The organism is Sphingomonas sp. (assembly GCF_013812825.1).
In the GTDB taxonomy this organism is placed as follows: Bacteria; Pseudomonadota; Alphaproteobacteria; order Sphingomonadales; family Sphingomonadaceae; genus Sphingomicrobium.
On the sequence record NZ_JACCSU010000064.1, the window covers coordinates 17,900 to 44,256 of the forward strand.

Sequence of the window (26,357 nt, forward strand, 5' to 3'; positions counted from 1 at the left end):
GCCGCGCTGCTCATGAGCCCTCTCCCGCTTGCGGAGAGGGGGTAACCGCCGCGCTGCTCATGAGCCCTCTCCCGCCTGCGGGAGAGGGTTGGGTGAGGGTTCCTTCTCGCCTTCCTCCTCTCCGCCCACTTGCGTCAGCATGAACGCATAGGCCTCGGCGATCTCCTTGAGGTGGTCCCACCGACCCGACTTGCCGCCGTGGCCGGCACCCATGTTGATCTTCAAAAGCAGCACATTGCCGTCGGTCTTGGTCGCCCGGAGCCTGGCCGCCCACTTGGCCGGCTCCCAATACGTCACGCGCGGATCGTTGAGCCCGCCGGTGATCAGCATCGGCGGATAGTCCTGGGCCTTGACGTTGTCGTACGGCGAGTAGCTGCGGATCAGCTCGAACGCCGCCTTGTCGGTGATCGGGTTGCCCCATTCCGGCCATTCGCCGGGAGTCAGCGGCAGAGTGTCGTCGAGCATCGTGTTGAGGACGTCGACGAACGGCACGTCGGCGACCACCGCGCCCCACAGCGCCGGATCGCTGTTGGCGACCGCGCCCATCAGCTCGCCGCCGGCCGAGCCGCCCTGGATGGCGATGTTGCCGGGGCTGGTGAAGCCGGCCGCGATCAGGCCCTTCGCTGAGTCGACGAAGTCGTTGAAAGTGTTGGTCCGCTTGTCGAGCTTGCCCTGCAGGAACCAGTCGTGGCCGAGATCGTCGCCGCCGCGGATGTGGGCGATCGCGAACGCCCAGCCGCGGTCGAGCAGGCTGATTCGGCTGGTCGAAAAGCTCGGCGGGACCGCATAGCCATAGGCGCCGTACGCGTAGAGCAGCAGCTTGCCGGTGCCATCCTTGCTGAAATCCCTGGGATAGACGACCGACACCGGCACGCGCTGGCCGTCGCGCGCCGCAACCATCAGGCGCTCGGTCCGGTAGAGCGACGGGTCGTAGCCCGACGGGATCTCCTGGACCTTGAGCGTTTCCAGCTCGCCGCTGTGGGGGTGGTAATCGTAGACCGTCTGCGGGGTGACCATCGACGAATAGATGAGGCGGTACGCGTCGGGCGCGAACTCGGGGTTGCCACCGAAGCCGGCGCTGTAGCTCGCCTCCCCGAACGGGATTCGGGTCTCCTCGCCCGAATATTTTCGGAGCACCAGCTGGTCGAGGCCCTCGACCCGCTGCGTGATCGCGAGATGGTCGCGGAACGAAGTCGCGCCGCGCAGATAGACCTGGGCGGAGCCGGCGATCACCGTCGTCCACTCGTTCGGTGCCGCCGGATCGGCCTCGGCGAGGCGGAAATTCACATGCTCGTCGTTGGTGACGATCCACAGTTTCCCGTGCGCCGAATCGACCGAATATTCGCACTTTTCCTTGCGCGGCGAGATCAGGACCGGAGCAGCGGTCGGGTCGGCGGCGGGGACGAAGCGCACCTCGGTGGTCGCGTTGTCGCCGGTGGCGATGAAGATCAGCTCGCGGTCCTGCGAGCGCGACAAATGGACCGAAAAACCGAGCTCCTCGGTCTCCTCGTACAAGGTCACATCCTCGTCGGCGGGACGGCCGAGCCGGTGGAACCGCGCCCGGTAGCTGCGCCAGTTCTCGTTGACCTCGTTGAATACGATGCCCTGGCTGTCGCTCGACCAGACCGGTTGGCCGATGGCGACGTCGGTCACCGTCTCGATGTCCTTGCCCGACGCGATGTCGCGAATTCGCAGCTTGAAGCGCTCCGAGCCATTGTCGTCGACCAGCACCGCCAGCAGCCGGCCGTCGGGGCTCGCTTCGATCGCTCCCAGGCGGAAATATTCCTTGCCCTCGGCCTCGGCCGGCTCGTCGAACAGCAGCTCGTCCGGCCCGCCGGCGAACTTTTTCCGGTACCAGCTGCGATACTGAGCGCCGGGCGAGAACGCCCACCAGTACAGCCATTCCCCGTCGCGGATCGGGACCGAGCTTTCGTCCTCCTTGAGCCGCCCCTTCATCTCCCCGAACAGTGTATCGATCAGCCCCTGGTGGGGCTGCATCGCCTGCTGAAAATAGTCGTTCTCGGCCTGGAGGTAGGCGAGCACCTGCTCGTCGTGGACCTGCGGGTATCCCGGGTCGCGCAGCCAGTGCCACGGGTCCTCGATCGTCTCGCCATGCGCGTCATAACGGTGGGGGCGCTGCTCGGCGCGGGGTGGCTGAATAAGGTCCGTCAAAACAAACTCCGTTCGGGCTGAGCCTGTCGAAGCCCTGCACTTTATTCTAGGGTCCTAGTAAAGAAGGACGGTCCTTCGACAATGGTTGAAACGCATCGTCCCCCAGACGATGCTGGTTTCAATCATCAGGACGAACGGAGTGTGTGAATGTCGAGTTATGCCGACCGCCTGAAAGCCCTTCGCGAGCAATTGAAGGCCGACCGCCTCGACGGCTTCGTCGTGCCGCTGACCGACGAGCATATGAGCGAATATGTCGGCAGCTATGCCCAGCGGCTCGCCTGGCTGACCGGCTTCGAGGGCTCGGCCGGCTCGGCGGTCGTGCTTCCCGAGGAGGCGGCGATCTTCGTCGACGGCCGCTACACGCTGCAGGTCCGTGCACAGGTCAGCGCCAGTGAGTGGAGCTATCAGTCGGTGCCCGAGACCAGCATCACCGACTGGTTGAAGGAGCATGCCCCGGAAGGTGCGCGGATCGGCTACGACCCGTGGCTCCACAGCCGCGACTGGGTGAAGAAAGCCGGCGAGGCGCTTGCCGCCCGCGGCGCAAGCCTGGTGGCCGTCAAGCGCAACCCGATCGACGCGGTGTGGGACGGCCGCCCGGAAGCTTCCAAGGCCCATCTGATCGTCCACTCCGAGCAACATGCGGGCAAGAGCGCGGCCGAGAAGCGCACCGAGATTGCCGACTGGCTGACCAGGCAGGGCGCCGACGCGGCGGTCCTGTCGGCGCTCGATTCGATCGCCTGGGCCTTCAACGTCCGCGGCGCCGACGTCGCCCGGACCCCGGTCGCTCTGGCCTACGCCCTGGTCCACTCGGACGGCACCGCCGACCTGTTCGTCGCGGCTGAAAAGGTCGGCGCCGACGTCCGTCAGCACCTCGGCAATGGCGTGAGGCTGCACGAGCGCTCGCAGTTCGAGCCGGCGCTGGCCCGGCTCGCCGGCAAGACCGTCGCCGTCGACCCCGAGCGAGCGGTCGCGGCGATCTTCGAGGCGCTGGACAAGGCCGGCGCCAGGATCGTCGCCGTCCGCGATCCCACGGTGCTTCCCAAGGCGATCAAGAATCCCGCCGAGATCGCCGGCCACAAGGCCGCCCAGGAGCGCGACGGGGCGGCGATCGCCCGCTTCCTCAAATGGGTCGAGTCGGAGGCCCCGGGCGGCGAGGTCGACGAGCTGACCGCATCGGACCGCCTCGAAGCGCTGCGCAAGGAGAATCCCGAGCTTCGCGACCTGTCGTTCGACACCATCTCGGGCGCCGGCCCGAACGGCGCCATCGTCCACTACCGCTCGAGCGCCAAGACCAACCGCAAGCTCGAGCCCGGCAGCCTCTATCTGGTCGATTCGGGCGGCCAATATGTCGACGGCACCACCGACATCACCCGCACCGTGCCGATCGGCGAGCCGACGCAAGAGATGCGCGACCGCTTCACGCGGGTCCTCAAGGGGCACATCGCCGTCGCCACCGCGCTGTTCCCCAAGGGCACTCGCGGCAGCCAGCTCGACAGCTTCGCCCGCCGCCCGCTGTGGGAGGCGGGGCTCGACTACGCCCACGGCACCGGCCACGGGGTCGGCAGCTTCCTGTCGGTCCACGAAGGGCCGCAACGCATTGCCCCGGTCGGCAGCTCGCAGTCGGGCGGCGACGAGCCGCTGCGCGCCGGGATGATCCTCAGCAACGAGCCCGGCTATTACAAAAGCGGCGAGTACGGCATCCGCATCGAGAATCTGGTGCTGGTCGTCGACAAGCAGGTCGCCGGGGCGGAAAAGGAGATGCTCGGCTTCGAGACCCTGACCCACGCGCCGATCGAGCGGCGGCTGGTCGTCCGCGAGATGCTGAGCGCCGAGGAGCTCGACTGGCTCGACGCCTACCACGCCGGCGTGCTCGAGAAGATCGGCCCGCGGCTCGAAGGCGAAGACCGCGCCTGGCTCGAAGCCGCCTGCGCGCGGCTCTAGCGCACGACCCAAACCCCGTTCGTCCTGAGCGAAGTCGAAGGGCGCACCTCAAGCCTCCGTGCCAGCGCCCTTCGACTGCGCTCCGCTCCGCTCAGGACGAGCAGTCCTTTTCTTCTTTTCCCGGCGCCAGCTCCCGCGCCTGCGCCTTGCGCCGCTGCAAATTCTCCCTGAGCGCGGCCGCCAGCCGCTGGTCGCGGTCCTTTTTCTTGTCGGTCATCGGCCCCATTTTGGCGGCGGCGAGGACGGGCGGCAAGCCGGGTTGACAGGAAAGCGCGCCCACGGTCAAAGGCGCCACCTCCTCGCAGTGCTGCCGTAGCTCAGTGGTAGAGCGCATCCTTGGTAAGGCTGAGGTCGTGAGTTCAATCCTCACCGGCAGCACCACTCTTTTCAATGACTTAGCTCCAATCCCGACTTGCCCACAATGTTCTAGGCAGCATCTAGGCAGCAGCGGCCACCATAAAAATCAGCCTATGCCTAATATATGTTGGTCCAGCTAGCCGGGATTAGAACCGGCGCGTGCAAAGCTAAGGTCTGCTTTGGGTGGAAAGCGGACACTCGGCCTGACGCTTCTAACAATCGTGGAGCATGGCCTTACACAGAAACTCGTCGGCCTGTTCCCGATGCTGGGCGGACGGCTCCCCGCGCACGTATGCCCTCACGATCGACTGTTGGCCACGAAGCACGTTTTCTGCGGCGATGTTCAAGTCCGGTCGGGAAATCAGGAGGGAGAATTCCCCCGGCGAGAAATGCTCTTCCGAGTAGAGGGTTCTCATCTCGTGACTCGAAGCGAAATTCTCAGCACGCCGTTTGATTCCAGCCCCGCCGTAAGGCGGTGTGGCGACGAGAACGGTCATAAACGGAGAGGTTTCGTAAATCACATCCGAGCGGCGTTCGCATGATGCACTTACGGATGCGACGAGGATTGCCATCGTGACCCTGAGAGCAAGAACTCTGGAGCGGCACATGCCGCTAAGCTGAACCATCCGACTAATGTCCGCAATGGGTCGAAAGCGGACGCTGGCCGAATGTCCGGTTTGGGTGGAAAGCGGACATTAGTGGCGCTTCGCCAGTGACGTTTGCAGCGACGAGAAGACGGCGCTCGCCGGACCCAAGGCACATAGCGCAACGACCAAGGTAAGGAGCGGGTCGTCATAAGACCCGTAGGCGGTGTCGAGCGCCTTCAGAGTGACGAGTCCGACTAAGACGACCACGTTCACAGCAATCAGCCAGTTGACCACCAAAGTCTCGGCCTTTCGCGCGCGTATGGCGTTCACGAAGCAGAGCGCGGCCAAGAGACAGCGGCCACCGATCCACCATACACTCAGCCAGACGTCTTCTGGCTCTCGCGCATAATCAGCGATGTTCTCTGGAAGGAAGAGGAGGAATACCAAGGCTGTAAGGACGACCAAGGCTCCGCCGGTCCAGTTAGCTATGCGTACGAAGGCCAGCACCTCCTCAGCTTATAGAGTATGCGAATGTCCGCAATGGGTCGAAAGCGGACATTGGCGCCCGATCCGCATCTCTCGCCGATCAGTAGCTCGGCTCGAGCAGCCCCTCGATCACATGGTGCTGGATCACCTGCTCGAGCTGGTCGGTGACTCGGTAGGTGAGGTGGTCGCGAACGCGCGGCGGAAGGCTGTCGAGATAGCCGCGCGTGACCTGCAGATCGTGGTGGTTGGCGTTGGTGCCGTCGGGCGCGTCGGCGGCGACGACCAGCACGGGCCGAGCCTCGCTGGAGCGGTTGGCGGTGCCGCGGTGGATGGTCAGCGCCGATCGCGCCGAAATGTCGCCGCGCTGCGGCAGTTTCTGCACCGCTCGCGAGATGTAGCGCTCCCAGATGCCCTTGTCGGGGAACATCCCGTCCCGGGCGCCGGCGATGTCGTCCCACTGGGTGCCGAGCGCGATCTCGAACGCACCATGCTCCGGCGTGGTGTCGACGGACGTCAGGTTGAAGGCCAGGCTGTTCAGCCGGCGCCCTTTCAGGGTCGCCTCGGGTGACGGGAAATCCCGGTGCCACGGCTGGTCGGCGGCGCCTGGAAACGGGATGTCGAAGCCGATTTCGACGATCCTGTATTCCGGCCCGAGCACCGCTTCGCAGACGGCGACGAACCACGGGTGGGTGGCGATGTCGACAAAGCCGCGGACGCGCTCGGGCTGGACTTCGACGTACCAGCGCTGCGGGCCGCGCGGCAGAACTCCGCCCGGAACCGCCTTGGCTTCCTCGAACAGGGCGAGGATGTCCTCGTGCATCGAATCCGCCCAGTCGGGCGTGAAGGCGCCTTTCAGCCCGATGATTCCATCGCCGTAGAGACCGCCCATGATGGCGGACACGTCATGATCCTGATCCTCGATCGCGCTCACCCGGACCTCCTCCAATCCGCCAGCGAGAATATCACCTTTGGCTTGCCATGCGAGCGGCGATCCGCTTGGGAGCCGACCGCGATGCGATTTTTTTCGGACAATGCGGCCGCGGCGCACCCGGCGGTGCTCGACGCGATCGCCGCCTCCAATCGCCTCGACACCGCCTACGACGGCGACGAATGGAGCGCGCGGCTAGACAGCGCCTTTTCCGACCTGTTCGAAACGAGGGTGCGGGCGCTGTGGGTGACGACGGGCACGGCGGCCAACTGCCTCGCGCTCGCCGCGCTGTGCCCGCCGCATGGCGGCATCATCTGCCACCGCGACGCGCATATCGAGAACGACGAGGCCGGAGCTCCGGGTTTCTACACCCACGGCGCCAAGCTGATCCTGGTCGACGGGCCCGGCGCCAAGGTCACCCCCGGCTCGGCAAGCGCCGCGATCGCCCGAATCCGAAAGGACGTCCACCAGGTCCAGCCGCGCGCGCTGTCGATCACCAACGCGACCGAATATGGCCTCGCCTTCTCGGCGGACGAGGTCGCGGCGCTCGGCGAGCTGGCCCGCTCCCACGCGCTCGGTTTCCACGTTGACGGAGCGCGCTTCGCCAATGCCGTCGCGACGCTCGGCTGCGCTCCGGCGGATTTGACCTGGCGCTCCGGCGTCGACGCTTTGTCGTTCGGGTTCGTCAAGAACGGCGGCCTCAACGCCGAGGCTCTGATCCTGTTCAAAACCGAGCTTGCCGACGAGGTGCTGGTCCGCCGCAAGCGCGCGGGCCATTTGCTGTCGAAAGGCCGGATGCTTGCCGCGCAGATTCTGGCGATGCTCGAGGGTGACCTGTGGCTGGCCAATGCGCGCTCGGCCAACGCCGCCGCTCAGTCGCTCGCCCAGGCCGACCCCGGCCGCCTCGTCTATCCGGTCGAGGCCAACGAGGTCTTCCTCAAGGTCACGGCCGACGAAGCCGCCGATCTGCGCTCCCAGGGCTTCGATTTCTACGACTGGGGCCACGGACAAATCCGACTGGTCACCAGCTGGGACCAGCACGGCGAGGCGGTCGCCAAGCTCGCCGCGGCCATCGCCGCGCTGTGACGTCCCGCCCCCGGCCCGACCTTTCGGTCGTCGTCCCGTTCATCATCTTCACCGGCATCTGGGGCTCGACCTGGATCGTCATTCGCGACCAGCTCGGCACCGTCCCGCCGCAATGGTCGGTCGCCTACCGCTTCGTCATCGCCGCAACCGCCATGGCGCTGGTCGCCGCCTACAAGGGCGAAAGCCTGCGCCTCGACCGACGCAGCCTGGTCGCGGTCATTTTCCTCGGGTTCACGCAGTTCTGCGTCAACTTCAACGTCGTCTATTTCGCCGAGCGGCACATCACCTCCGGAGTCGTCGCGACGGTGTTCGCGCTGCTGATGATTCCGAGCACTTTGCTCGGCTGGGCGTTCCTCGGCCAGCGCCCGACCGGCCGCTTCGTTCTGAGCTCGCTGGTCGCGATCGCCGGAATCGGCTTGATGTTCGCCCATGAGCTGCGCGAGAATATCGCGCGATCCGAGCAGATCCTCGCCGGCATCGGCCTCACCCTGATTGGAATGGTCGCCGCCTCCGCGGCCAACGTCTTCCAGGCGCGGCCGAGGGTTCGCCGGTTTCCGCTGTTCGCGCTGCTTGCCTGGTCGATGGCCGCCGGCGCGGTGTTCGACCTCGCCTTTGCCGCAGTGACCGCCGGGCCGCCGGTGATCGACACGCGTCCCGGCTATTGGCTCGGCCTCGTCTATTTGGCGCTCGCCGCAACGGTGCTGACCTTCAGCCTCTACTACCCGGTCGTGCGCAGGATCGGACCGGCCAAGGCCGCCTATTCGAGCGTCCTGGTGCCGATCATCGCGATGGGCTTCTCGACCGCGCTCGAAGGCTATCGCTGGACTCCGCTGGCCTCGGCCGGGGCGCTGCTCGCGCTTGGCGGAATGCTCGGCGCGCTCAGCCGCCCGCGCTCGGTTGTGCCGGCCCCCGACGCCGCCTAAGCCCGCGGGCCATGGACGCCCGAACCATTCCCGAAGAGCCGCGCTCGCCGACCCACGTCACCATCCGCCGCGAGGACTATCGGCCGCCCGAGTGGCTGGTGCCGCAAATCGAGCTCGACTTCATCCTCGACCCCGCCGCGACGCGGGTGCGCTCGAAGCTGGCGGTCACCCGCAACGGCGACCACGACCGGCCGCTGCGGCTCGACGGCGACGAGCTCACGCCTCTCACGGTCGCGGTCGATGGCGGCGACGCCCAGTGGTCGATGGACGGGCCGACGCTCGTCATCGAGCTGGCGGGCGACCGCGCCACGGTCGAGACCGAGGTCGAGATCAACCCGACTGCGAACACCAAGCTCACCGGCCTCTACGCGTCGGGCGGCGGGCTCTACACCCAGTGCGAGGCCGAGGGCTTCCGGCGGATCGCCTTCTTTCCCGACCGGCCCGACGTGCTCAGCCGTTACCGAGTGCGGCTGGACGCCGACGCCGCGGCCTTCCCGGTGCTGCTGACCAACGGTAATTGCGTCGAGTCGGGCCAGGGTGAAGTCGGCCGCCACTGGGCGCAGTGGGAGGACCCGTTCCCCAAGCCGTCTTACCTGTTCGCCCTGGTCGCCGGCGACCTCGCCCCCAACTGCGATCGCTTCACCACCCTGTCCGGCCGCGCCGTCGACCTCGCCATCTGGGTGCGCGAGGCCGACCTGCCCAAGACCCGGCACGCGATGGACAGCCTCAAGGCGGCGATGGAGTGGGACGAGCGGGTCTACGGCCGCGAATATGATCTCGACCAGTTCAACATCGTCGCGGTCAGCGATTTCAACATGGGGGCAATGGAGAACAAGGGCCTTAACATCTTCAATTCGCGGTACATTCTGGCTGACAAGGAAACCGCTACTGACTCCGATTTCGACGCCATCGCCGGGGTCGTCGGCCATGAATATTTCCACAATTGGTCGGGCAATCGGGTCACCTGCCGCGACTGGTTCCAATTGTCGTTGAAGGAAGGCTTCACGGTCTTCCGCGACCAGAGCTTCTCGGCCGACATCGGCAGCCCGGCGGTCAAGCGCATCGAGGACATCCGGCTGCTCCGGGCGGTCCAGTTTCCCGAGGACGACGGCCCGCTCGCCCATCCGGTGCGGCCCGACTCCTACCTCGAGATCTCGAACTTCTACACCGCGACCGTCTACAACAAGGGCGCCGAGCTGATCCGGATGTTCCACACGCTGCTGGGCGCCGAGAAATTCCGCGCCGGGACCGACCTCTATTTCGATCGCCATGACGGGCAGGCGGCGACCTGCGACGACTTCGTCCAGGCGCTCCAGGACGCGAGCGGCACGGATCTCGAGCCGTTCAAGATCTGGTACTCGCAGGCCGGCACTCCGAAGGTGAGCGCGCGGCTCGACCATGACGCGCGTACGCGAACCGCGACGCTGCACCTGGCGCAGCGCGTCGACCCGACTCCGGGCCAGCCCGACAAGCAGCCGATGCCGATCCCGCTGAACACCGCGTTGATCGGCGCCGACAGCGGCCGCGAGGTCGCGCCGGAGCGCCTGATCCTGCTCGACAAGGCCGAGCAGAGCATCCGCTTCGACCAAGTCGCCGAGTCGCCCTTGCTGTCGATCAATCGGGGTTTTTCCGCCCCCGTGATCGTCGAGGCGGAGCGCGCGCCCGAGCAGCTCGAGCGGCTCGCCCGGCACGACAGCGACCCGTTCGCGCGCTTCGAGGCGATGCAGGAGCTGATGCTTCGGGCGCTGATCGCCGGTACGCTCGGCGAGCCGGTCGACACCCAGCCGCTGATCCGCGCGGTCTCGAACACGCTTCGGTCGGATGAGCTCGATCCCGCGTTCAAGGCGGAGGTGATCCTGCCGCCCTCGGAAAGCCAAATCGGCGACCGCATGGACCGCGTCGACCCGGACGCCATTCATGAATCGCGCGAGCGGCTTCGAGCGGCGATCGGCTCGCGGCTTCGCGACGATCTGGTCGCAGCCCGCGGGATCCCCGCCGCCGACGATCTCAGCCCGGCGGCCAAGGGCGCCCGCCGGCTCAGCAGCGTCGCGCTGGGGCTGATCGCCGCCGGCGACCCGCGCGAGGGCGCTTCGCTGGCCAAGGAGCAGTTCGATTTGGCCGCCAACATGACCGACCGCCAAGGCGCGCTGGCCATTCTCGTCTCACTCGACCAGCCGGAGCGGCAGGCCGCGCTCGATGCCTTCTATGACCGGTTCAGGGACGACCCGCTGGTGGTCGACAAATGGTTCGCGCTGCAGGCGACCGCGCAGCGCCGCGACACGCTCGATGAAGTCGAGCGCCTGGCCGCGCATCCGGCGTTCACCCTCGCCAACCCCAACCGGCTGCGCGCGCTCGCCGGCAACTTCAGCGCCAACCAGTGGGCGTTCCACCACGGCTCCGGGCGCGGCTACCGATTCCTCGCCGACATGATCCTCGCCGCCGACAAGTTGAACCCGCAGGTCGCCGCTCGGCTGGTGCCGGCGTTCGGGCGCTGGCGGCGCTTCGACGAGGCACGCGCGGCGCTCATGCGCGCCGAGCTCGAGGCGATGGTCGCCGCTCCCGGCCTGTCCAAGGATGTCTACGAACAGGCCTCGAAGAGCCTGGGCTAGCGCCTAGCGGGCGATCCAGCTCGCCGCTTCGAGCGCGACCTGGTTGGCCGCCTGGTTGAGCGCGTAGCCGACGTTGGCCGCGTCGGGGGTGGTCGGCACCCTGGCCTCGAACCGGCGAGTCTCGACGCGCGTCCCGCCGGCTGTCGAAATGGCTCCGTCGAAGCGCACGATGACCGCTTGCTCGGCGGCGTCGTAGCCCATTTTGTGCAGCTCTCCGGCCACCTGCACGCCCGGGTCGAGCGTCGCCTGCCTGGGGTCCAGCACTACCCGGCCGGTGGTCCGCCGCACGGTTTCGGCCAGCAAGGACTGGAACAGGCGGTCGGGCGTATCGACCCACTGCAGGTCCTCGATATAGGCGACTTCCATGTGGCTGACCTGCGCCGGCACCCGCACTGTTCGAAGCTCCTTGCCGATGACCGGAACCGCGATCGTCACCGCCTGGCCGGCGCCGACGGTGCGCGTGAATTCGCCTTGAAGCGCCGCCTGCGGAGTGAGCGTCAGCAGAGTCGGCGGAGTCTTTCCGCCGCCAAGCAAACCGCCAAGCGAGCAGGCGCTGAGCGCGAGCCCGAGAACGGCCGCAACGGCAGTGCGCAACAGCGGCTTCATCAACGCCTCCTCGCCGGCTTGTAGTCGGGCAATTTCTCCGGCCCGAGCGCGCCGCCGATGCCCTCCTGCTCCAGCCGTTCGGAAAAGCCGCGCAGGGTCACCGTCAGCTCGCGCATGTCGCGCACCAGGCGGTTGACCTCCGGAAGCGTCGACTTGGTCAAATTCTGCACTCCCGGGCGCGCGTCCGCGACCATCGCGTCGAGGTTGCTGGCGGCGCGCTCGACCCCGGCGATCGCGCGCCGAAGGTCCTGGGCCGCCGGCCGCCCTTCCTCGTTGACCAGCCGGTTGGTGCTGTCGGCGAGCACTCCGACCCGCTGGGCGGCGATGCCGGCGTTGCGCGCTGCAATCCGCGCATCACCGATTGCGTCGGCGAGGTCGGGGGCCCGCTCGGCGAGGACGTCGGTGGTCCGCTTCATGTTGTCGAGGATGTCGGCGATCGCGTTCTGGTTCTCGTCGCTGAGCAGCTCGGTCAGGCGCTCGGTCAGCCGCTGGATCCGGTCGATCAGCTCGGGAGCGCTGTTGAGCAGTGCGCCGAGTCCGCCCGAGCTCGACGGGATCACTGGGCAGCCCTGCGGTCCCGGCTGGCTGAGCGGCCGGCCGCCCTTGACCGCGCCGGTCAGCTGGATTTCGCTGACTCCGGTGAAGCCCACTCCCTTGATCTCCGCGGTCGTGCCCTGGAGAACCGGCGTCTGGTCGTCGACGTTGATCCTCACCCAGACGAACTCCGGACGGTCGGGAAGCAGCGAGATGCTCTCGATCGTGCCGACCGGGACGCCCGAGAAGCTGACCGTCGAGCCCTTGTTGAGCCCTCCAACCGCCTGCGCGAAGTAAATGTCGAAGCAGCGCGTCGTCTTCGTCGACAGGCCCGCCAGCCAGACGGTGAACAGCAAAAGCCCCGCGAGCATCGCGAGGACCACTGCACCGACCAGCACGTGATTGGACCGCGTTTCCATCAGGCCTCGACGGCTTCCTTATAGTTGCCGGCCGCAGCGCGACCGCGTGGGCCATTAAAATATTCTTGAATCCAAGGATGTTCCAATGACAATAGTTCCGGAATCGTTCCAACCGCCACAACTTTTTGGTCGGCGATCACCGCGACCCGGTCGCAGATCGTGTGCAGCGTGTCGAGGTCGTGGGTGATCAGGAACACGGTGAGCTCGAGCTTTTCCTTGAGCGCCAGGATCAGCTCGTCGAAGGCGGCGGCGCCGATCGGGTCGAGGCCGGCGGTCGGCTCGTCGAGGAACAAAAGCTCCGGGTCGAGCGCCAGCGCCCGGGCGAGCCCGGCGCGCTTGCGCATCCCGCCCGACAGTTCGGCCGGAAATTTGGGCCCGGCGTCGGCCGGAAGCCCGCTCATCGCGATCTTGTAGGACGCGATCTCGTCGAGCAGCGGCGGCTTCAGATACGGGAAATATTCGTGGATCGGCACCTCGACATTCTCGGCCACGGTCAGGGTCGAGAACAAGGCCCCGTTCTGGAACAGAATCCCCCACCGCCGGCGGATGTTCTTGGCCTCGTCCTCGCTTCGGCCGACCATATTCTCGCCGAGCACTTCGATGTCGCCCTCGTCGGGCGTTTGCAGGCCGATGATCGATCGCATCAGCACCGACTTGCCGGTGCCCGATCCGCCGACGACCCCCAGGATCTCGCCGCGCCGGACGTCGAGCTCCAGGCCGTCGTGGACAAGCTCGTCGCCGAAGCTGTTGCGCAGGCCGCGAACGGTGATGATCGGTTTCTCGCTCATTTCCAGCCGATCGAGCTGAAGAACACGGCGAACATCGCGTCGAGCACGATGACGAGGAAGATCGACTGGACCACCGCCGTGGTGGTTCGCATCCCGACTTCTTCGCTGTTGCCCTGGACCAGCATGCCCTGGAAGCAGCCGGCCAGGCCGATGATGAAGCCGAACACCGGCGCCTTGATGAGTCCGATCCACAAGTCGGTGATCGGCACGACTTCCTGCAGGCGCTGGATATAGGTCGTCGGGGGAATTCCAAGCTGCAGCCAGACGAAGATGCCGCCGCCAAGCAGCGACATCATCATCGCCCAGAACGCGAGCAACGGCATCATGATGGTGCTGGCAATCAGCCTCGGGATGACCAGCGCCTCGATCGGCGACACGCCGATGGTGCGCATCGCGTCGATTTCCTCGGTGATTTTCATCGTCCCGATCTGGGCGGCGAAGGCCGATCCCGAGCGGCCGGCGACCATGATCGCGGTCATCAGAGTGCCCAGCTCGCGGACGGTGATCCGGCCGATCAAATTGATGGTGAAGACTTCGGCGCCGAACTGCTCGAGCTGCACCGCGCCCTGCTGGCCGACGACGATCCCGATCAGGAAGCTCATCAGGCCGATGATCCCCAGCGCCCGGATCCCGACCACGTCGAAGCGCTGGACGACGGCGTTCACTCGGAAACGCCTGGGATGGGCGACCAGGTTGGCGAACGCGACCAGGGTCGAGCCGAAGAAAGCGAGCAGCCCGACCAGCGTCCGGCCGAGCTCAAGGATCCATTGGCCGAGCTCGTCGAGGACATAGAAAAACCCGCTGGCGCCCTCGGGGTGGACCTTGACCGGCTTGTCGGCCTCTGCGACCTGCTCGAGCAGGCTCTGTTCCTCCGGGGTGGCGCCGACCACTTTCGCGCCGCGGTCGCGGACCGTTCGATAGACCAGCCAGGCTCCGACGGTGTCCATTTTCTCGACCTTCGACAGGTCGATGGTCAGCGGATCGCTCAGCGATTCGATCTCGCGAGCGGTCGTGGCGGCGCGGGTAATGGTCAGCGCGCCGGCAATTCGATAGGTCTCGCCGGCACCCTCGCGTGCCCCCCGGGATTCCGCGGCGGTTTGATCGTCATCGGCCATCAGGCCTAGATTAGTGCGCGAAATCCTTCACATGGGCAAGTATTGCGCCGCCGCGGCCCAGTCCGGCCGGGCCGCCACTTTCCTGCCGCCATTGTCGCCTCTAAGCCGCTCGGTCATGTCGAGCGACGCGCCCCTGTTGTTTGTCCCCGTCGGGTCGAACTCGGCGCGACTGTTCGGGCTCGACGCCAAGGCCCGCGCCTGCCGCCTCGCCGCCAATGCCGGCTTCGAGTGCGCGGACTCGCCGCCGGGCGGGCGCGAAGCTCTCCTGGCGAGCCTCGATTATGCGTGGGACCCGGCCTGGCTGACGGAGATGGCCAACCGCCCGGCAACCGTGCTGACTCTGGGCGGCAAGCCGGTGCTCGCCCATGTTCCCGCCGACGCTTCCGCGGCTGCGCTCGCGCAAGCCCTCGTCAAGGGCGACATGACCGCGCTGGCGGGCCTCGAAAGGGTCGAGGCGGAAACGGTCGAGCTCAGCTACCGCAAGCTGCGCAAGCGCGACCGCCCGTTCGTCATGCCGCTCGATCCCGCCGATCCGGAGCCGGTCGAGCGCGCCGCCTATGACGCCAGCTACAAGGGCGTGACCGACGCGCTGACGCTCTATCTGTGGCGTCGCCCCGCTTTCTATTTGACCCGCTGGGCGGCCGAGGCGGGCCTCACTCCCAACATGGTGACCGCGGCCGGCTTCGTCCTTTGCGTGCTCGCCTTCTGGTTGTTCTGGGAGGGGCATTACTGGCTCGGGATCGCCGCCGGCTTCGTCTTCATGGTCCTTGACACGGTCGACGGGAAGCTCGCCCGCTGCACCGGCACCTCGTCGGAATGGGGCAATCTGTTCGATCACGGAATCGACCTCGTCCACCCGCCATTCTGGTGGTGGGCGTGGCTTCACGGGCTCGAAGCCTACGGTCGTCCGCTGGAGCCGATCTACGAAACCATGCTGCTGTGGGTGATCATCGGCGGCTATGTCGCCCAGCGGCTGATCGAGGGTATTTTCCTGCGCCGCCACGGCATGCATATCCACGTCTGGCGGCCGATCGACAGCCAGTTCCGGCTGGTCACCGCGCGGCGCAACCCGAACATGGTGATCCTGTTCGCCGCCTTGCTGTTCGGCCGCCCCGACATCGGCATCGAGCTGGTCGCCCTGTGGACCCTCGTCTCCCTGATCTTCCACGCGGTCCGGATGGCGCAGGCCACGGTCCGGGCCGAGCAGGGCCGGGAGGTGGTGTCGTGGCTGGCATGAGGTTCGCGCTGGCATGAGCGGCCTTACCGCGATCGTGCTCGCCGGCTCGCGCCCGGGCAGGGACGCGTTCGCGGAAGAGCACGGCACCGACCTCAAGGCGCTGATCCTGGTCGGCGGCGAGGCGATGGTCCGACGCCCCGTCGCCGCCTTGCTGTCGAGCGACCGGATCGCCGCGGTCCGGGTGCTCGCTCAGCAGGCGCCGCGGATTGCGCAGGTTCTGCCTTCCGACCCACGGCTGACGGTGGACGCTTCGGGCGCGACCATCGCCGAGACCCTGGAGCGGGTGTGCAGCGATCCCTCCACCCGATGGCCGGTGCTGCTGACGACCGCCGACCACGCATTGCTCGACGCGGCCATGATCGACGACTTCTGCAATCGCTCGGCGGACGCCGACATCGCCATCGCCGTGGTCGAGCGCCAGTCCTTGCTCAAGCGCCTGCCGGCGACCCGCCGCACCTGGATCCGCTTCCGGGGAGGGGCCTACAGCGGCGCCAACCTGTTCCTGCTGGGCTCGCCGAGCGTCGCTCCAGCGATTGCACTGTGGCGGTCGGTCGAGCAGGACCGCAAGAAGGGCTGGCGATTGCTGTGGGCGATGGGCCCGGCGCTGTTCCTGGGAAGCGTGCTTCGGCTGCTGACGCTTCAAGAGGCGCTGCGGCGGATCGGTCGCAAGCTCCGCCTCGACGTGCGGGCGGTCGAAATGGCCAACCCGCTCGCCGCGGTCGACGTCGACAAGCCCGGCGACCACGCGCTGGTCGAGGCGATCCTCGCGGGCCGCGCATGAACAGACATCAATGAGCGACCTGGCGATCTACGACCTCGACCGGACGCTCACCCGCCGGGCGACCTACACGCCGTTCCTGCTCCACTGCGCGCTCCGCCGGGCGCCGTGGCGGCTGCTGCTCCTGCCGTTCGTGCTCGCCTCGATGCTGCTTTACGTGGCGAGGATCATCGACCGCGGGCGCCTGAAGGAAATCAACCACCAGCTGCTGCTCGGCCGCTGGATCCACCCCAGCGACCTCAAGCCGCTGGTCGACAGCTTCGCCGATGCGACCGTCGCTCACAACGTCCGTCCCGGCGCTCGAACGGCCATCGTGCGCGACAGGATGGAGGGCCGCCGCCTGATTCTCGCGACCGCCTCCTACCGCCTCTACGCGAACGCAATCGCCGACCGCCTCGGCTTCGACGACGTCATCGGCACCGGCTCGGTGATCGGGCTCGACGAGCGCATTCGCTCGCGGATCGAGGGCGAGAATGCCTACGGCGAAGCCAAGCTTCGGATGATCGCCGAATGGGTCGAGAAGTCCGGCCTGACCGGCCGCCACGGCCACGTCCGCTTCTATTCCGATCATGCGTCGGACGCGCCGACGTTCGAGTGGGTCGACGAGCCGGTCGCCGTCAACCCCCACGCGCGCTTGCGGCGCCTCGCGAGGACCCGCGGCTGGGCGATCGAGGACTGGGGTTAGCTAGCCGCCCGCCGGTCCTTCCTTCGAGCGCGCATGCGCAGTGCGAAAATGCTCCCGCCGATGACGGCAGCGACGCCGATCTTCTTCGCCAGCCCGGTCTTGTTGTGCTTCCACTCCGCCGGGACGCCCATTTCCTTGGGGATGTTGGGCACCTTGCCGCGCGCCAAATCGTCGACGAGCCCTTCGACCATGTTCACCCCGTCGGCACCCAGCAGGATCATCCAATGGGGCCCATCAGTGAGTCGGCGGTCAAACCGCCTGCAGAGCGTTCTCGAAGTCGGCGATCAGGTCGTCGGCGTCCTCGACCCCGATCGAGATTCGCACCAGATTGTCGGTGATGCCAAGCGTCTGCTTGCGTTCGTCGGGGACCGATAGATGGGTCATCGCCGCGGGCGCGCTAGCCAAGGTCTCGGTACCCCCCAGGCTGACCGCCAAATGGGCAATGGTCAGCGCGTCGAGGAACGCGAACGCCTCCTTCTCGCCGCCCTTCAGATAGAGCGAGAAGGTCGACCCGGCGCCGGTGCAGTGACGGTTGTAGATGTCCGCCTGCCGCGAGCCTTCGTCGAGGAAGCCGAGATAGACGACGCTTTCCACCTTGGGATGGTCGCGCAGGAACGCGCACACTTTGGCCGCATTGTCGCCGGCGCGCACCATTCGCAATTCGAGCGTCTCGAGGCTCCGAAGCAGCATCCACGCGGTGTTCGGGTCGCAGATCGTGCCGATGGTGTTGCGCATCATCCGCACCTGGTCGATCAGCGCCTGCCGCCCGACCAGCCCGCCGGCGACGAGGTCGCTGTGCCCGCCGGCATATTTGGTCAGGCTGTAGATCGTCAGGTCGGCGCCCTGCTTCAGCGGGTGCGCCCACAGCGGGCCCAAGAACGTGTTGTCGATCGCGATCGGCGGGCGCTCGCCCGCTCCAAACGCGGCGTTGCGCGCCGCCGCGACCGCCTCGACGTCGACCAGCACGTTGGTCGGGTTGGCCGGGCTTTCGAGATAGATCAGCGATACCCGGCCCTTGGCCTTGGCCTGCGCGATCACCTCGTCGATCTCCTCGCGGGTCGCGCCGGCCGGGAAGTCGAGCCACGACACTCCGAACCGGCCGAGGATCTTGGCGATCAGAGTCTCGGTCGCCGCGTACAGGGGCCCCGAGTGAACCACCACGTCGCCAGGCTGGACGAAGGTCAGCAACAGGGTCGCGATCGCCGCCATCCCGCTCGAGAAGGACAAGGCGTCGTCGGCCTGCTCCCAGATGCTCAGGCGATCCTCGAGGATTTCCTGGTTGGGCCCGTTGAAGCGCGAATAGACCAGCCCCTCGGCACCGCCCGGCCGCTTGCCCGTGACTCCTTCGAAGAAGCGCTTCCCGGCGGCGGCGTTCTCGAACACGAAGGTCGAGGTCAGGAACACCGGCGGCTTCAGCGAGCCCTCGCTCAGCGCCGGGTCGAAACCGTAGCCCATCATCAGCGTCGATGGGCTGAGCTTGTGATTGCCGATGCTGGTCGGCGAAGGCTTGGGCTTGCGCCTCGGGCTCGCGCCGCTCAGTTCCGATTCGTCTGTGCCGGATTCTTCGTGGGCCATGCTCGGCCTCTAGCCCATCAGCGCCGCGATCAGCCAGACAATCCCGACCATCAGCGGCACTCCGGCAAGATCGATCAGCAGCCCCGCCTTGAGCATTCGCGGCAAGGCGATATGGCCGGTCGCCCAGGCGATCGCGTTGGGCCCGGTCCCCGACGGCAGCATGAAGCCCCAGCTCGCCGCCCACGCCGCCGGCAGGGCGAGCAGGATCGGGTCGATGCCGGTCGCGGCGATGATCCCGGCGACCACCGGGATGATCCCGCTGGCGGCGGCGACGTTCGAGGCGAACTCGGTGATGACGATGACAATCGCCACCAGCACCACCGCGACCACCAGCGGGTGGACCGACCGCAGCGGCTGCAGGGCGACCCCGAGCCAGTCGCCGAGCCCCGACTCGCCCATCCCGGCGGCCAGCGCGAGGCCGCCGCCGAACAGCATGATCACCCCCCACGGCGCGCGGTTCGCTTCCTCCCAGTTGAGGATCCCCCGCCCGGTGCCGTCGGGGATGACGAACAACAGCAGCGCGCCGGCGATCGCGATCGTCCCGTCGGTCAGCGAATTGGCCGGCAGGAACGGGGTGAGCAACGGAATCGCGACCCAGCCCGCGACCACCGCGGCGATCAGCGGCACCAGCCGCTTTTCGGCGATGCTCCATTGCCCGGCGGTGCCGATCCCGGCCAGCGCCTGCGCCGGGTTGAAGTCGGTGACCTGGACCCGCTGGACCTTCATCAGGATCCACCAGCTGATCGGGATCGCCAGCAGCACCAGCGGGATTCCGTACATCGCCCACATCAGGAAGCTGATGTGCAGTCCGGTCGCCCGCTCGATGATCCCGGCGGCGATCGCGTTGGTCGGCGAACCGACCAGGGTCCCCAATCCGCCGATCGACGCGGCGAACGCGATGCCCATCGCCAGCGCCCCGGCGAACCCTTCCGTGTGTCCCGGCTTGATCTGCGCAGCCGCGAGAACGGCGAGCGCGATCGGAATCATGATCAGCGTCGTCGCGGTGTTGGACACGATCATCGAGATGATCGCGGTGGCCATCATGAACGCCAGCAGCATCGCCGCCGGAGTGCTCCCGCCGCGCTTGACGATGGCCAGCGCCAGCCGGCGGTGAAGCGCCGTGCGCTCGATCGCCAAAGCGATGATCGCCCCGCCGAGCACCAGGAACAGGATCGGCGAATAATAAGACGCCGCGGTCTCGTTGGCGTCCATGATCCCGAACATCGGGAACAGCAGGAACGGCAGCAGCGCGGTGGCGGTCAGCGGCAGGGCCTGGGTCATCCACCAGGTCGCCATCAGCACCACCAGCGCGGTCGTTCGCCACGCGGCCAGCGGCATGCCGGCGGGAGCCGGCAGCGCCAGCAGCACGATGAACGCGAGCAGCCCGCCCCAGAGCCCCCAGCGAGCGGTCGCGTTGCCCTCGCTCATCCGGCGACCCCGATCATCGATACCTGCCGGCCGTAATCGGGCTCGCCGCGGTGGGTCGACCGCCGGTAGCTGAAAAAGCGGTCGGCGTCGGTGTAGGTGTCGAGCCCGAGCGCCTCGACGCTGCCGATGCCCGCGGCGGTCAGTCGGTCGACGACATAGCCTTCCAGGTCGAACCTTGGGCCGGCGGCGAAGAATCGCTCATTGTCCGGGCTTTGCGCCAGGAATCGCGCTTGGAACGCCTCGTCGACTTCGTAGGACTCGCGCCCGATGCACGGTCCGACCGCCGCGGCGATTCGCTCGCGCCGGGCGCCCAGTTCCACCATCGCTTCGATGACCGAATCGGTGACGCCCGCGAGCGCTCCGCGCCACCCGGCATGCGCGGCCCCGACCACTCCCGAGTCCGGATCGGCGAGCAGCACCGGCGCGCAGTCGGCGGTCAGGATTCCGAGCAGCAGGCCGGGCCGATCGCTGATTATCGCGTCGGCGCGCGGCCGCTCGTCCAGCGGCCAGGAGTGCTCGGCCTTGACCGCCGTGGCGCCGTGGACCTGATGGACGGTCGCCAGCTCGGCGCCCGGCAGCACGGCGGCGATCGCCCGGGAGCGGTTCTCGGCGATCGCGGCGCGATCGTCGTCGCTGCCGTAGCCGACGTTGAGTCCGGCCAGCTCGCCGGTCGAGACGCCGCCGCGACGCCCGAGGAAGCCGTGCGCGACGCCAGCCAGGTTGGCGGCCCGGATCACCTCGACGCTCACGGCTCGAACCCCGCCGGCGCCGGCCACGGGCGCGAGTGCACCGCCATCACCTTGAACAGCCGCCCCATGGCGTCGGGATCGCACAGCCGTTTGCGCGCCGTGGCGAACTCGTCCGCGCGCTCCGGGTGAGCTTTCGCGAGGGCCTCAACCCGAGCGGCGATCCCAAGCCGCTCGAGCCACTCGCGCTGGCTCACGACCCGGGTTGCTTCGACCCCGCCGGCTGACGCAGCCCTGGCCAACGCCTCGAAATCGACGTGCGCGGTCAGATCCTGCTCCCCCGGATCGGCGAGCACGTCGGCGTAGCGGTGCCCGCGCACCGCCTGCAGCGTATCGCCCTTGCCCGAACGCGCGTGGCCGTAGTCAATGATCAAAGCGACGCCGCCTCGCACGTCGAGCTGAGCGCCGATTTCCCACGCCATCGCATCGCGGGCCGGCGAATCCTCGCGGACCGCGCCATTGACTGTGAACGCGAGGCGATCGTTCTCGATGGTCACCCGCCGCTCTTCGTCGCCGACCCATTGCCGCACCGGCAGGGCATCGAAAAACTCATTGGCGACCAGCAAAAGCGGCCGATCTTCAGGTATCGTAACAAGTTCCAAATGCCATTCGGCGTCAGGGTGCAGCTGCCACTGCAAGTCGCGCAACAAAGGGCTGGTTTCGATGAAATGCACTTCACCGGCGAACCCCGCTGTTCGCATTACCCGCAGCGCATCCGCCGCGAGCGTCCCGCGCCCCGGCCCGAGCTCCACGTACAGCGCGTCCGCCGGTGCTCCCGCCCGAAGCCAGCAATCGGCGAGCGCCGCTCCGAGCATTTCGCCGAACATCTGGCTGATCTCCGGCGCGGTGGTGAAGTCGCCGGCCGCTCCGAGCGGGTCCCGGGTCGCGTAATAATGCGCATTGCTGAGCGCCATGTAGCGCTCGACGGTGACCGGGCCGCCCGCGCGGATCATCGTGAAAAGCTCGTCGCGAAACTCGCTCAGGCGACGCTCGCCGAGCCCAGGGTCGGCTCGACCCGAACCCGTCGCCTGGCCGCGGTCATCATCAGGTAAAGGCCGCCGACGATCATCGGCAGCGACAGCCACTGGCCCATCTGCAGGCCGGTCGCGGCGGCGAACTCGACCAGCTGCTCGTCGGGCTCGCGGACGAACTCGATGGCGAAGCGGAAGACGCCGTAGAACAGGATGAACGCTCCGACGAGCTTGCCTGGCTGATAGCGCGCCTCGGTCTTCCAGAACATCCACCACAGGATGGCAAACAGGACCAGCCCCTCGAGACCGGCTTCATAGAGCTGGGTCGGATGGCGCGGCGGCCCGAGGATCATCTCGCCATTGGCGGCCATCTCGGGAAATCGAACCGCCCAGGGGACGTTCGTCTCCGCGCCCCACAGCTCATGGTTCACGAAATTGGCGAGGCGGCCGAAAAACAGCCCGAACGGAACGCAGCAGGCGACATAGTCGTGGATCCGCAACCACGGCAGCTTCTCCTTGCGCGCCAGGTAAAGGATTCCGAGCGTCGTTCCGATGACCCCGCCGTGGAACGACATGCCGCCGTCCCACAGCTTCAATATGTCGACCGGATTCTGGAGATAGTAGCTGAGATTGTAGAACAGCACGTAGCCCAGCCGGCCGCCGAGAATGATCCCGAGCGCGGCATAGAAAACAAGGTCGTCGGCATGGCGCCGGGCCATCGGCGCGCCCGGCTCCTTGAGCAGCCTGAGCATGTACCAATAGCCGATGAAAATCCCGGCGAGGTAGGCGAGGCTGTACCAGCGCAGCTCGAACAGCCCGAGGTCGAGCGCGACCGGCGACAGATGAAGATCGGTCCAGGCGATTGCATCGGAAGCGGTATTGGCGGGTTGCAAGGACTTCCCCCTTGAGGTTCAGCGCCTCATAAGATGGCCGCCCGCAAAGGGCAAAGGAGCCGAGACGAAAATGCCGAGCGAACTCGACCGCAGGTTCGACTCCGTCCTCGCGGCGGTGATCGGCCCGGGAGGGCGCCTGGTGATCGAGCGCGACTCCGGGGGGCGGGCCATCGTCGGCAATTTCCCGGCGACCCTGCCGGGCCTGTTCCGTGCCTTTTGCGAGCTCTACTCCGACGGCCGCGACGCGCTGGTCGCGAGCGACGAGCGGCTCGCCTTCCCTGACCTCGACCGAGTGTCGGAAAGGCTGGCCCTGGCGCTCGCCGGCCGCGGCATCGCCAAGGGAGACCGGGTCGGAATCGCGATGCGCAACTGCCCCAGCTGGGTCGTCGCCTACATGGCGATCCTGAAGGCGGGCGGGGTGGCGACCCTGCTCAACGGCTGGTGGCAAAGCCACGAGCTCGCGCACGCTCTCAAGCTCGTCGAGCCCAAGCTGGTCATTGCCGACGAGCCGCGAGCCAGGCGAATCGAAGCGGTCGGGGGCGATTACGAGCTGCTCACTCTGGCTGTCGATCAGCCGCTGGAAATGGCGCTCGCGCCGCTGCTGGAAGGCTCGAGCCCGGCCGATACCCTGCCCGAGATTGCGCCCGAGGACGATGCGACTATCCTGTTCACCTCCGGATCGACCGGCGAGGCCAAGGGCGCCTTGTCGACCCATCGCGCGGTGACCACCGGCGCCTACACTTACGCCAGCGGACTGATGACCCTGCTCGGCCTTCTGACCGAGGAGGGACGGGCCCCGGAAACCCCGCCGCGCACCCTGCTCAGCGTGCCCTTGTTCCACGTCACCGGGGAAGTGCCGGTGATGCTCAACAGCTTCGTTGTCGGTCGCTGCATGGTGGTGATGCCCAAATGGGACGCGGGCGAGGCGCTCAAGCTGATCGAAAAGGAGAATATCACTTATTTCGTCGGGGTTCCGACCATGAGCCTCGAGCTGATGAACCACCCCGACCGTCACAAATTTGATGTGTCGTCATTGAAGGACATCACCGCCGGCGGCGCTCCGCGGCCGGTCAGCCATGTCGAGCGGCTGAAGGACGAGTTTCCCGAAGCGCAACCGGCGCTCGGCTACGGCCTGACCGAGACGAACGCGGTCGGCTGCATCAATTTCTGGGGCAGCTACGCGGCCAAGCCGGCATCGACGGGCCGTCCGGCCAAGCCGTTCGTCGAGGTCGCGATCCTCGGCGCCGGCGACGCCCATCTGCCACCCGGGGAGCGAGGCGAGATCGCGATCCGCTCGGCCGCGAACATCAAATGCTATTGGCGCAATCCCTCGGCCACCAATTCGCTGTTCACCGGCGACGGTTATGTCCGCACCGGCGACATCGGCTATCTCGACGAGGACAATTACCTGTTCATCGTCGATCGCAAGAAGGACATCATCATCCGCGGCGGCGAGAATATTTCCGCCGCCGAGGTAGAGGCCGCCTGTTACGATTGCCCGGACGTCGCCGAAGTCTCGGTGTTCGGGGCTCCCGACGAGCGGCTTGGCGAGGTGCCGATGGCGATTGTCGTTCCAAAGGACAGCAGCGGACTGGACGAGGCCCGCTTGCGCTCCTTCCTCGAGCAGCGGCTGGCTGCTTTCAAGGTGCCGGCGCGGATGATTTTCTCCGACGAGGCCCTGCCGCGCCTCGGCACCGGCAAGATCGACCGGGTCGTACTGAAGGCGCAATACGGCCGTTGAGGCAGGCGCCGGCAGCAATCGACCGCCGGACGCTTCTCATCGGCGGCGGCGCCGGAATCGGCCTGATCGTCGCTTACCTCGCCTGGCCGCGCGGGTCCGCCTCTAGCCTCGCCGAGCGCAAGGGCGAGCAGGCGTTCGGCCACTACCTCAAGATCGGCCGCGACGGCCGGGTGACGGTCGCGGTGCCGCAGGTCGAAACCGGGCAGGGCGTGTGGACCGCGCTTCCGCAGATCGTCGCCGACGAACTGGGTGCCGCCTGGGAGACGGTCGCGGTCGAGCCGGCGCCGCTCGCCCCGGCCTACGCCAACCCGCTCGCCGCCGAGGAGGGCTGGCTCGACGGCATCGGCCGGCTGCGCCGCTTCAGCCTCGAGCCGATGCGGATCACCGCCGGCTCGACCTCGGTCCGGGCGTTCGACCAGCCGCTGCGCGAGGCCGGAGCGACCGCCCGGGCGATGCTGATTGCCGCCGCGGCGGAGCGCTGGGACGTCGACACCGAGGAATGCGACACCGTCGACGGCTTCGTCCTCCACCGGGCGAAAACCTTCGCCTTCGCCGAGCTCGCCGAGGAAGCGGCCGCCCGCAACCCGCCGTCCAGCCCGCGCCGTCGCTCGAGCGGCGCCCGCCTGAGCGGAAAGCCGCTGCCGCGCCTCGACCTTCCCGCCAAGAGCGACGGCAGCTTCCGCTTCGCGGCCGACGTCCGGCTGCCCGACATGCTGTTCGCCTCCGCCCGCCTCGCACCACCCGGCGGCCGCCTCACCGCCTTCGCGCGCAAGGGCGCCGGCGCCCATCCCGTCATCGTCCGAAACCAGTGGCTGGCGATCGCCGCCGACAGCTGGTGGGCGGCCGAGCAGGCGATCAAATCCGCAAACCCGCGTTTCTCCGCGCCGCCAAGCCCGCCGCGCGATCGCCTCCGGGGCCTATTCGCCAACCTCCTGGACAGCGGCGAGTCCGACAGCTGGTTCAGCCGCGGCGACTATGATTCGGCGGTCGAGGGATCGCGGCCGCTGGCGGCCAGTTACTGGGTCGCTCCGGCGCAGCATTTGGGGCTCGAGCCGCTGACCGCCACCGCCCGTTTTCGCGACGGCCGGCTCGAGGTGTGGGCGCCGACCCAGGCGCCCGATTTCGCCCGCGCCGCGGCCGCCGATGCGGCCGGGATCGCCGCCGCCGACGTGACTTTCTACCCGATGCCGGTCGGCGAGCCTGGCGGGCGCTCGCTCGAGGCCGACTTGATCCCGATGGCGGTCGAGCTGGCCCGCGAGCTGGAGCGCCCGGTCCAGCTCAGCCTGTCGCCGAGCAGCAGCCAGAACCACGACCGAGTCGCGCCCGCCGCCCTGGCGCGGATGACCGCGCTTCCGGGGGCCGGCGGGATCACCGCGGCGTGGAAGATGCGCGTCGCCACCAGCGACGGACTCGGAGCGGCGATCGGCCGCCTGGCCGGAGCCGGTGAACCAGAATCACTCGGCCAGACCGCGCTCGACGGCGCGATCCCGCCTTACGCGATCGCCGATCTCAGCATCGAAGCGGTCCCCGTGAATGCGCCGTTCGCGGTCGGCTACATGCGCGGCCACCCGCAGCGGCCGATGGCCTTCTTCATCGAAAGCTTCATCGACGAGCTCGCGCACGCGGCGGGGCTCGAGCCGCTGGCGTTCCGGATGGCGATGCTTGGGCCCAGCCCGAGGCTCGCCCGCTGCATCCAGTCGGCGGCGGCGGCGGGCGGCTGGGACGGCGGCGCGCGCGGCAGCACGCTCGGCC

General features: G+C 67.6%; 24 protein-coding genes and 1 tRNA gene. 10 read left to right on the top strand and 15 right to left on the bottom strand.

The annotated features are described in order from the left end of the window. Positions 1 to 57 precede the first annotated feature (57 nt). Positions 58 to 2,172 carry a S9 family peptidase gene (locus H0T81_RS08590; protein ID WP_294011838.1) on the bottom strand — a complete coding sequence of 705 codons (2,115 nt, stop codon included), beginning with the start codon at positions 2,170 to 2,172 and terminating at the stop codon, positions 58 to 60. A 147-nt stretch (positions 2,173 to 2,319) separates the two neighbouring features. Between H0T81_RS08590 and H0T81_RS08595 the strand changes: the two genes are divergently transcribed. Continuing rightward, the gene (locus tag H0T81_RS08595) at positions 2,320 to 4,113 is read left to right on the top strand and encodes an aminopeptidase P family protein (protein ID WP_294011840.1); all 1,794 of its coding nucleotides are present in this window, start codon (positions 2,320 to 2,322) and stop codon (positions 4,111 to 4,113) included. A 91-nt stretch (positions 4,114 to 4,204) separates the two neighbouring features. Here the strand turns inward: H0T81_RS08595 and H0T81_RS08600 are convergent, their stop codons facing one another. Beyond that, positions 4,205 to 4,330: a hypothetical protein gene (locus H0T81_RS08600; protein WP_294011842.1), complete on the bottom strand. Its 126-nt coding sequence runs from the start codon at positions 4,328 to 4,330 to the stop codon at positions 4,205 to 4,207. Positions 4,331 to 4,419: 89 nt separating this feature from the next. Here H0T81_RS08600 and H0T81_RS08605 point away from each other — a divergent pair. Beyond that, positions 4,420 to 4,494: transfer RNA gene (locus tag H0T81_RS08605), tRNA-Thr, on the top strand. A gap of 188 nt (positions 4,495 to 4,682) precedes the next feature. Here the strand turns inward: H0T81_RS08605 and H0T81_RS08610 are convergent. The 3 genes from H0T81_RS08610 to H0T81_RS08620 form a co-directional block, all read right to left on the bottom strand. After that, complete coding sequence (locus H0T81_RS08610; protein WP_294011843.1) at positions 4,683 to 5,042, bottom strand: hypothetical protein; 360 nt, start codon at positions 5,040 to 5,042, stop codon at positions 4,683 to 4,685. 123 nt (positions 5,043 to 5,165) lie between these two features. Further along, entirely contained in the window at positions 5,166 to 5,564 is a 399-nt protein-coding gene (locus H0T81_RS08615; protein WP_294011847.1) for a hypothetical protein, read from the bottom strand. Positions 5,565 to 5,643: 79 nt separating this feature from the next. After that, positions 5,644 to 6,474, bottom strand: a complete 831-nt coding sequence (locus H0T81_RS08620) for a phytanoyl-CoA dioxygenase family protein (protein ID WP_294011848.1) — start codon at positions 6,472 to 6,474, stop codon at positions 5,644 to 5,646. An 81-nt stretch (positions 6,475 to 6,555) separates the two neighbouring features. Here H0T81_RS08620 and H0T81_RS08625 point away from each other — a divergent pair, with 81 nt between their 5' ends. Genes H0T81_RS08625 through pepN form a run of 3 tightly spaced genes read left to right on the top strand, consistent with a single transcriptional unit; the run spans position 6,556 to position 11,089 of the window. Further along, positions 6,556 to 7,557 carry a beta-eliminating lyase-related protein gene (locus tag H0T81_RS08625; protein WP_294011849.1) on the top strand — a complete coding sequence of 334 codons (1,002 nt, stop codon included), beginning with the start codon at positions 6,556 to 6,558 and terminating at the stop codon, positions 7,555 to 7,557. Then, on the top strand, positions 7,554 to 8,480 hold the full coding sequence (locus H0T81_RS08630) for a DMT family transporter (protein WP_294011850.1): 927 nt from the start codon (positions 7,554 to 7,556) through the stop codon (positions 8,478 to 8,480). The genes H0T81_RS08625 and H0T81_RS08630 overlap by 4 nt, the downstream gene beginning before the upstream one ends. An 11-nt stretch (positions 8,481 to 8,491) precedes the next feature. Further along, positions 8,492 to 11,089 (top strand): aminopeptidase N, encoded by a 2,598-nt coding sequence (gene pepN / locus H0T81_RS08635; protein WP_294011851.1) that lies wholly within the window; start codon positions 8,492 to 8,494, stop codon positions 11,087 to 11,089. Between the two features lie 3 nt (positions 11,090 to 11,092). Here the strand turns inward: pepN and H0T81_RS08640 are convergent, their stop codons facing one another. From H0T81_RS08640 to H0T81_RS08655, 4 genes are read right to left on the bottom strand one after another with little or no spacing between them, the layout of a single operon-like run. Continuing rightward, positions 11,093 to 11,695, bottom strand: a complete 603-nt coding sequence (locus H0T81_RS08640) for an ABC-type transport auxiliary lipoprotein family protein (protein WP_294011852.1) — start codon at positions 11,693 to 11,695, stop codon at positions 11,093 to 11,095. Beyond that, a complete protein-coding gene (locus H0T81_RS08645) occupies positions 11,695 to 12,648 on the bottom strand; it encodes an MlaD family protein (RefSeq protein ID WP_294011853.1) in 954 nt (317 codons plus the stop codon). The genes H0T81_RS08640 and H0T81_RS08645 overlap by 1 nt, the downstream gene beginning before the upstream one ends. Further along, on the bottom strand, positions 12,648 to 13,436 hold the full coding sequence (locus H0T81_RS08650) for an ABC transporter ATP-binding protein (protein WP_294011854.1): 789 nt from the start codon (positions 13,434 to 13,436) through the stop codon (positions 12,648 to 12,650). The genes H0T81_RS08645 and H0T81_RS08650 overlap by 1 nt, the downstream gene beginning before the upstream one ends. Then, positions 13,433 to 14,551, bottom strand: coding sequence for an ABC transporter permease (locus tag H0T81_RS08655; protein ID WP_294011855.1), 1,119 nt, complete (start codon positions 14,549 to 14,551; stop codon positions 13,433 to 13,435). Before H0T81_RS08655 ends, H0T81_RS08650 begins: the two co-directional genes overlap by 4 nt. 13 nt (positions 14,552 to 14,564) lie before the next feature. On the opposite strand from H0T81_RS08655, the gene H0T81_RS08660 reads away from it, so the two are divergent. The 3 genes from H0T81_RS08660 to H0T81_RS08670 are packed head-to-tail and all read left to right on the top strand — an operon-like array spanning position 14,565 to position 17,251. Further along, positions 14,565 to 15,788 carry a CDP-alcohol phosphatidyltransferase family protein gene (locus H0T81_RS08660; protein WP_294011856.1) on the top strand — a complete coding sequence of 408 codons (1,224 nt, stop codon included), beginning with the start codon at positions 14,565 to 14,567 and terminating at the stop codon, positions 15,786 to 15,788. A 13-nt stretch (positions 15,789 to 15,801) separates the two neighbouring features. After that, positions 15,802 to 16,569 (top strand): NTP transferase domain-containing protein, encoded by a 768-nt coding sequence (locus tag H0T81_RS08665; RefSeq protein WP_294011857.1) that lies wholly within the window; start codon positions 15,802 to 15,804, stop codon positions 16,567 to 16,569. A gap of 10 nt (positions 16,570 to 16,579) precedes the next feature. Beyond that, on the top strand, positions 16,580 to 17,251 hold the full coding sequence (locus H0T81_RS08670; RefSeq protein WP_294011858.1) for an HAD-IB family hydrolase: 672 nt from the start codon (positions 16,580 to 16,582) through the stop codon (positions 17,249 to 17,251). On the opposite strand, the gene H0T81_RS08675 is transcribed toward H0T81_RS08670, so the two are convergent. From H0T81_RS08675 to lgt, 6 genes are read right to left on the bottom strand one after another with little or no spacing between them, the layout of a single operon-like run. Then, on the bottom strand, positions 17,248 to 17,472 hold the full coding sequence (locus H0T81_RS08675) for a hypothetical protein (RefSeq protein WP_294011859.1): 225 nt from the start codon (positions 17,470 to 17,472) through the stop codon (positions 17,248 to 17,250). The genes H0T81_RS08670 and H0T81_RS08675 overlap by 4 nt on opposite strands. Before the next feature lie 28 nt (positions 17,473 to 17,500). After that, the gene (locus H0T81_RS08680) at positions 17,501 to 18,826 is read right to left on the bottom strand and encodes a cystathionine gamma-synthase family protein (RefSeq protein ID WP_294011860.1); all 1,326 of its coding nucleotides are present in this window, start codon (positions 18,824 to 18,826) and stop codon (positions 17,501 to 17,503) included. Positions 18,827 to 18,835: 9 nt separating this feature from the next. Further along, a complete protein-coding gene (locus H0T81_RS08685; protein WP_294011862.1) occupies positions 18,836 to 20,254 on the bottom strand; it encodes a DASS family sodium-coupled anion symporter in 1,419 nt (472 codons plus the stop codon). Beyond that, complete coding sequence (gene pgeF, locus H0T81_RS08690) at positions 20,251 to 21,003, bottom strand: peptidoglycan editing factor PgeF (protein ID WP_294011864.1); 753 nt, start codon at positions 21,001 to 21,003, stop codon at positions 20,251 to 20,253. The genes H0T81_RS08685 and pgeF overlap by 4 nt, the downstream gene beginning before the upstream one ends. After that, positions 21,000 to 21,953, bottom strand: coding sequence for an SAM-dependent methyltransferase (locus H0T81_RS08695; protein WP_294011866.1), 954 nt, complete (start codon positions 21,951 to 21,953; stop codon positions 21,000 to 21,002). The genes pgeF and H0T81_RS08695 overlap by 4 nt, the downstream gene beginning before the upstream one ends. A 26-nt stretch (positions 21,954 to 21,979) precedes the next feature. Further along, a complete protein-coding gene (gene lgt, locus H0T81_RS08700; protein ID WP_294011868.1) occupies positions 21,980 to 22,864 on the bottom strand; it encodes a prolipoprotein diacylglyceryl transferase in 885 nt (294 codons plus the stop codon). Between the two features lie 70 nt (positions 22,865 to 22,934). Here lgt and H0T81_RS08705 point away from each other — a divergent pair, with 70 nt between their 5' ends. Together H0T81_RS08705 and H0T81_RS08710 are read left to right on the top strand one after the other, a co-directional pair. After that, positions 22,935 to 24,605: a class I adenylate-forming enzyme family protein gene (locus H0T81_RS08705; RefSeq protein ID WP_294011870.1), complete on the top strand. Its 1,671-nt coding sequence runs from the start codon at positions 22,935 to 22,937 to the stop codon at positions 24,603 to 24,605. Continuing rightward, a partial coding sequence (locus H0T81_RS08710) for a molybdopterin cofactor-binding domain-containing protein (RefSeq protein ID WP_294011872.1) occupies positions 24,602 to 26,357 on the top strand: 1,756 nt, incomplete at its 3' end. The genes H0T81_RS08705 and H0T81_RS08710, both read left to right, overlap by 4 nt.

Coding starts and splice junctions, on each gene's coding strand:
- H0T81_RS08595 (WP_294011840.1), top strand. CDS start 2,320: ATGTCGAGTTATGCCGACCGCCTGAAAGCCCTTCGCGAGCAATTGAAG.
- H0T81_RS08600 (WP_294011842.1), bottom strand. CDS start 4,330: ATGACCGACAAGAAAAAGGACCGCGACCAGCGGCTGGCGGCCGCGCTC.
- H0T81_RS08610 (WP_294011843.1), bottom strand. CDS start 5,042: ATGGCAATCCTCGTCGCATCCGTAAGTGCATCATGCGAACGCCGCTCG.
- H0T81_RS08625 (WP_294011849.1), top strand. CDS start 6,556: ATGCGATTTTTTTCGGACAATGCGGCCGCGGCGCACCCGGCGGTGCTC.
- pepN (WP_294011851.1), top strand. CDS start 8,492: ATGGACGCCCGAACCATTCCCGAAGAGCCGCGCTCGCCGACCCACGTC.
- H0T81_RS08640 (WP_294011852.1), bottom strand. CDS start 11,695: ATGAAGCCGCTGTTGCGCACTGCCGTTGCGGCCGTTCTCGGGCTCGCG.
- H0T81_RS08645 (WP_294011853.1), bottom strand. CDS start 12,648: ATGGAAACGCGGTCCAATCACGTGCTGGTCGGTGCAGTGGTCCTCGCG.
- H0T81_RS08650 (WP_294011854.1), bottom strand. CDS start 13,436: ATGAGCGAGAAACCGATCATCACCGTTCGCGGCCTGCGCAACAGCTTC.
- H0T81_RS08655 (WP_294011855.1), bottom strand. CDS start 14,551: ATGGCCGATGACGATCAAACCGCCGCGGAATCCCGGGGGGCACGCGAG.
- H0T81_RS08665 (WP_294011857.1), top strand. CDS start 15,802: ATGAGCGGCCTTACCGCGATCGTGCTCGCCGGCTCGCGCCCGGGCAGG.
- H0T81_RS08670 (WP_294011858.1), top strand. CDS start 16,580: ATGAGCGACCTGGCGATCTACGACCTCGACCGGACGCTCACCCGCCGG.
- H0T81_RS08675 (WP_294011859.1), bottom strand. CDS start 17,472: ATGATCCTGCTGGGTGCCGACGGGGTGAACATGGTCGAAGGGCTCGTC.
- H0T81_RS08680 (WP_294011860.1), bottom strand. CDS start 18,826: ATGGCCCACGAAGAATCCGGCACAGACGAATCGGAACTGAGCGGCGCG.
- H0T81_RS08685 (WP_294011862.1), bottom strand. CDS start 20,254: ATGAGCGAGGGCAACGCGACCGCTCGCTGGGGGCTCTGGGGCGGGCTG.
- H0T81_RS08695 (WP_294011866.1), bottom strand. CDS start 21,953: ATGATCCGCGCGGGCGGCCCGGTCACCGTCGAGCGCTACATGGCGCTC.
- H0T81_RS08705 (WP_294011870.1), top strand. CDS start 22,935: ATGCCGAGCGAACTCGACCGCAGGTTCGACTCCGTCCTCGCGGCGGTG.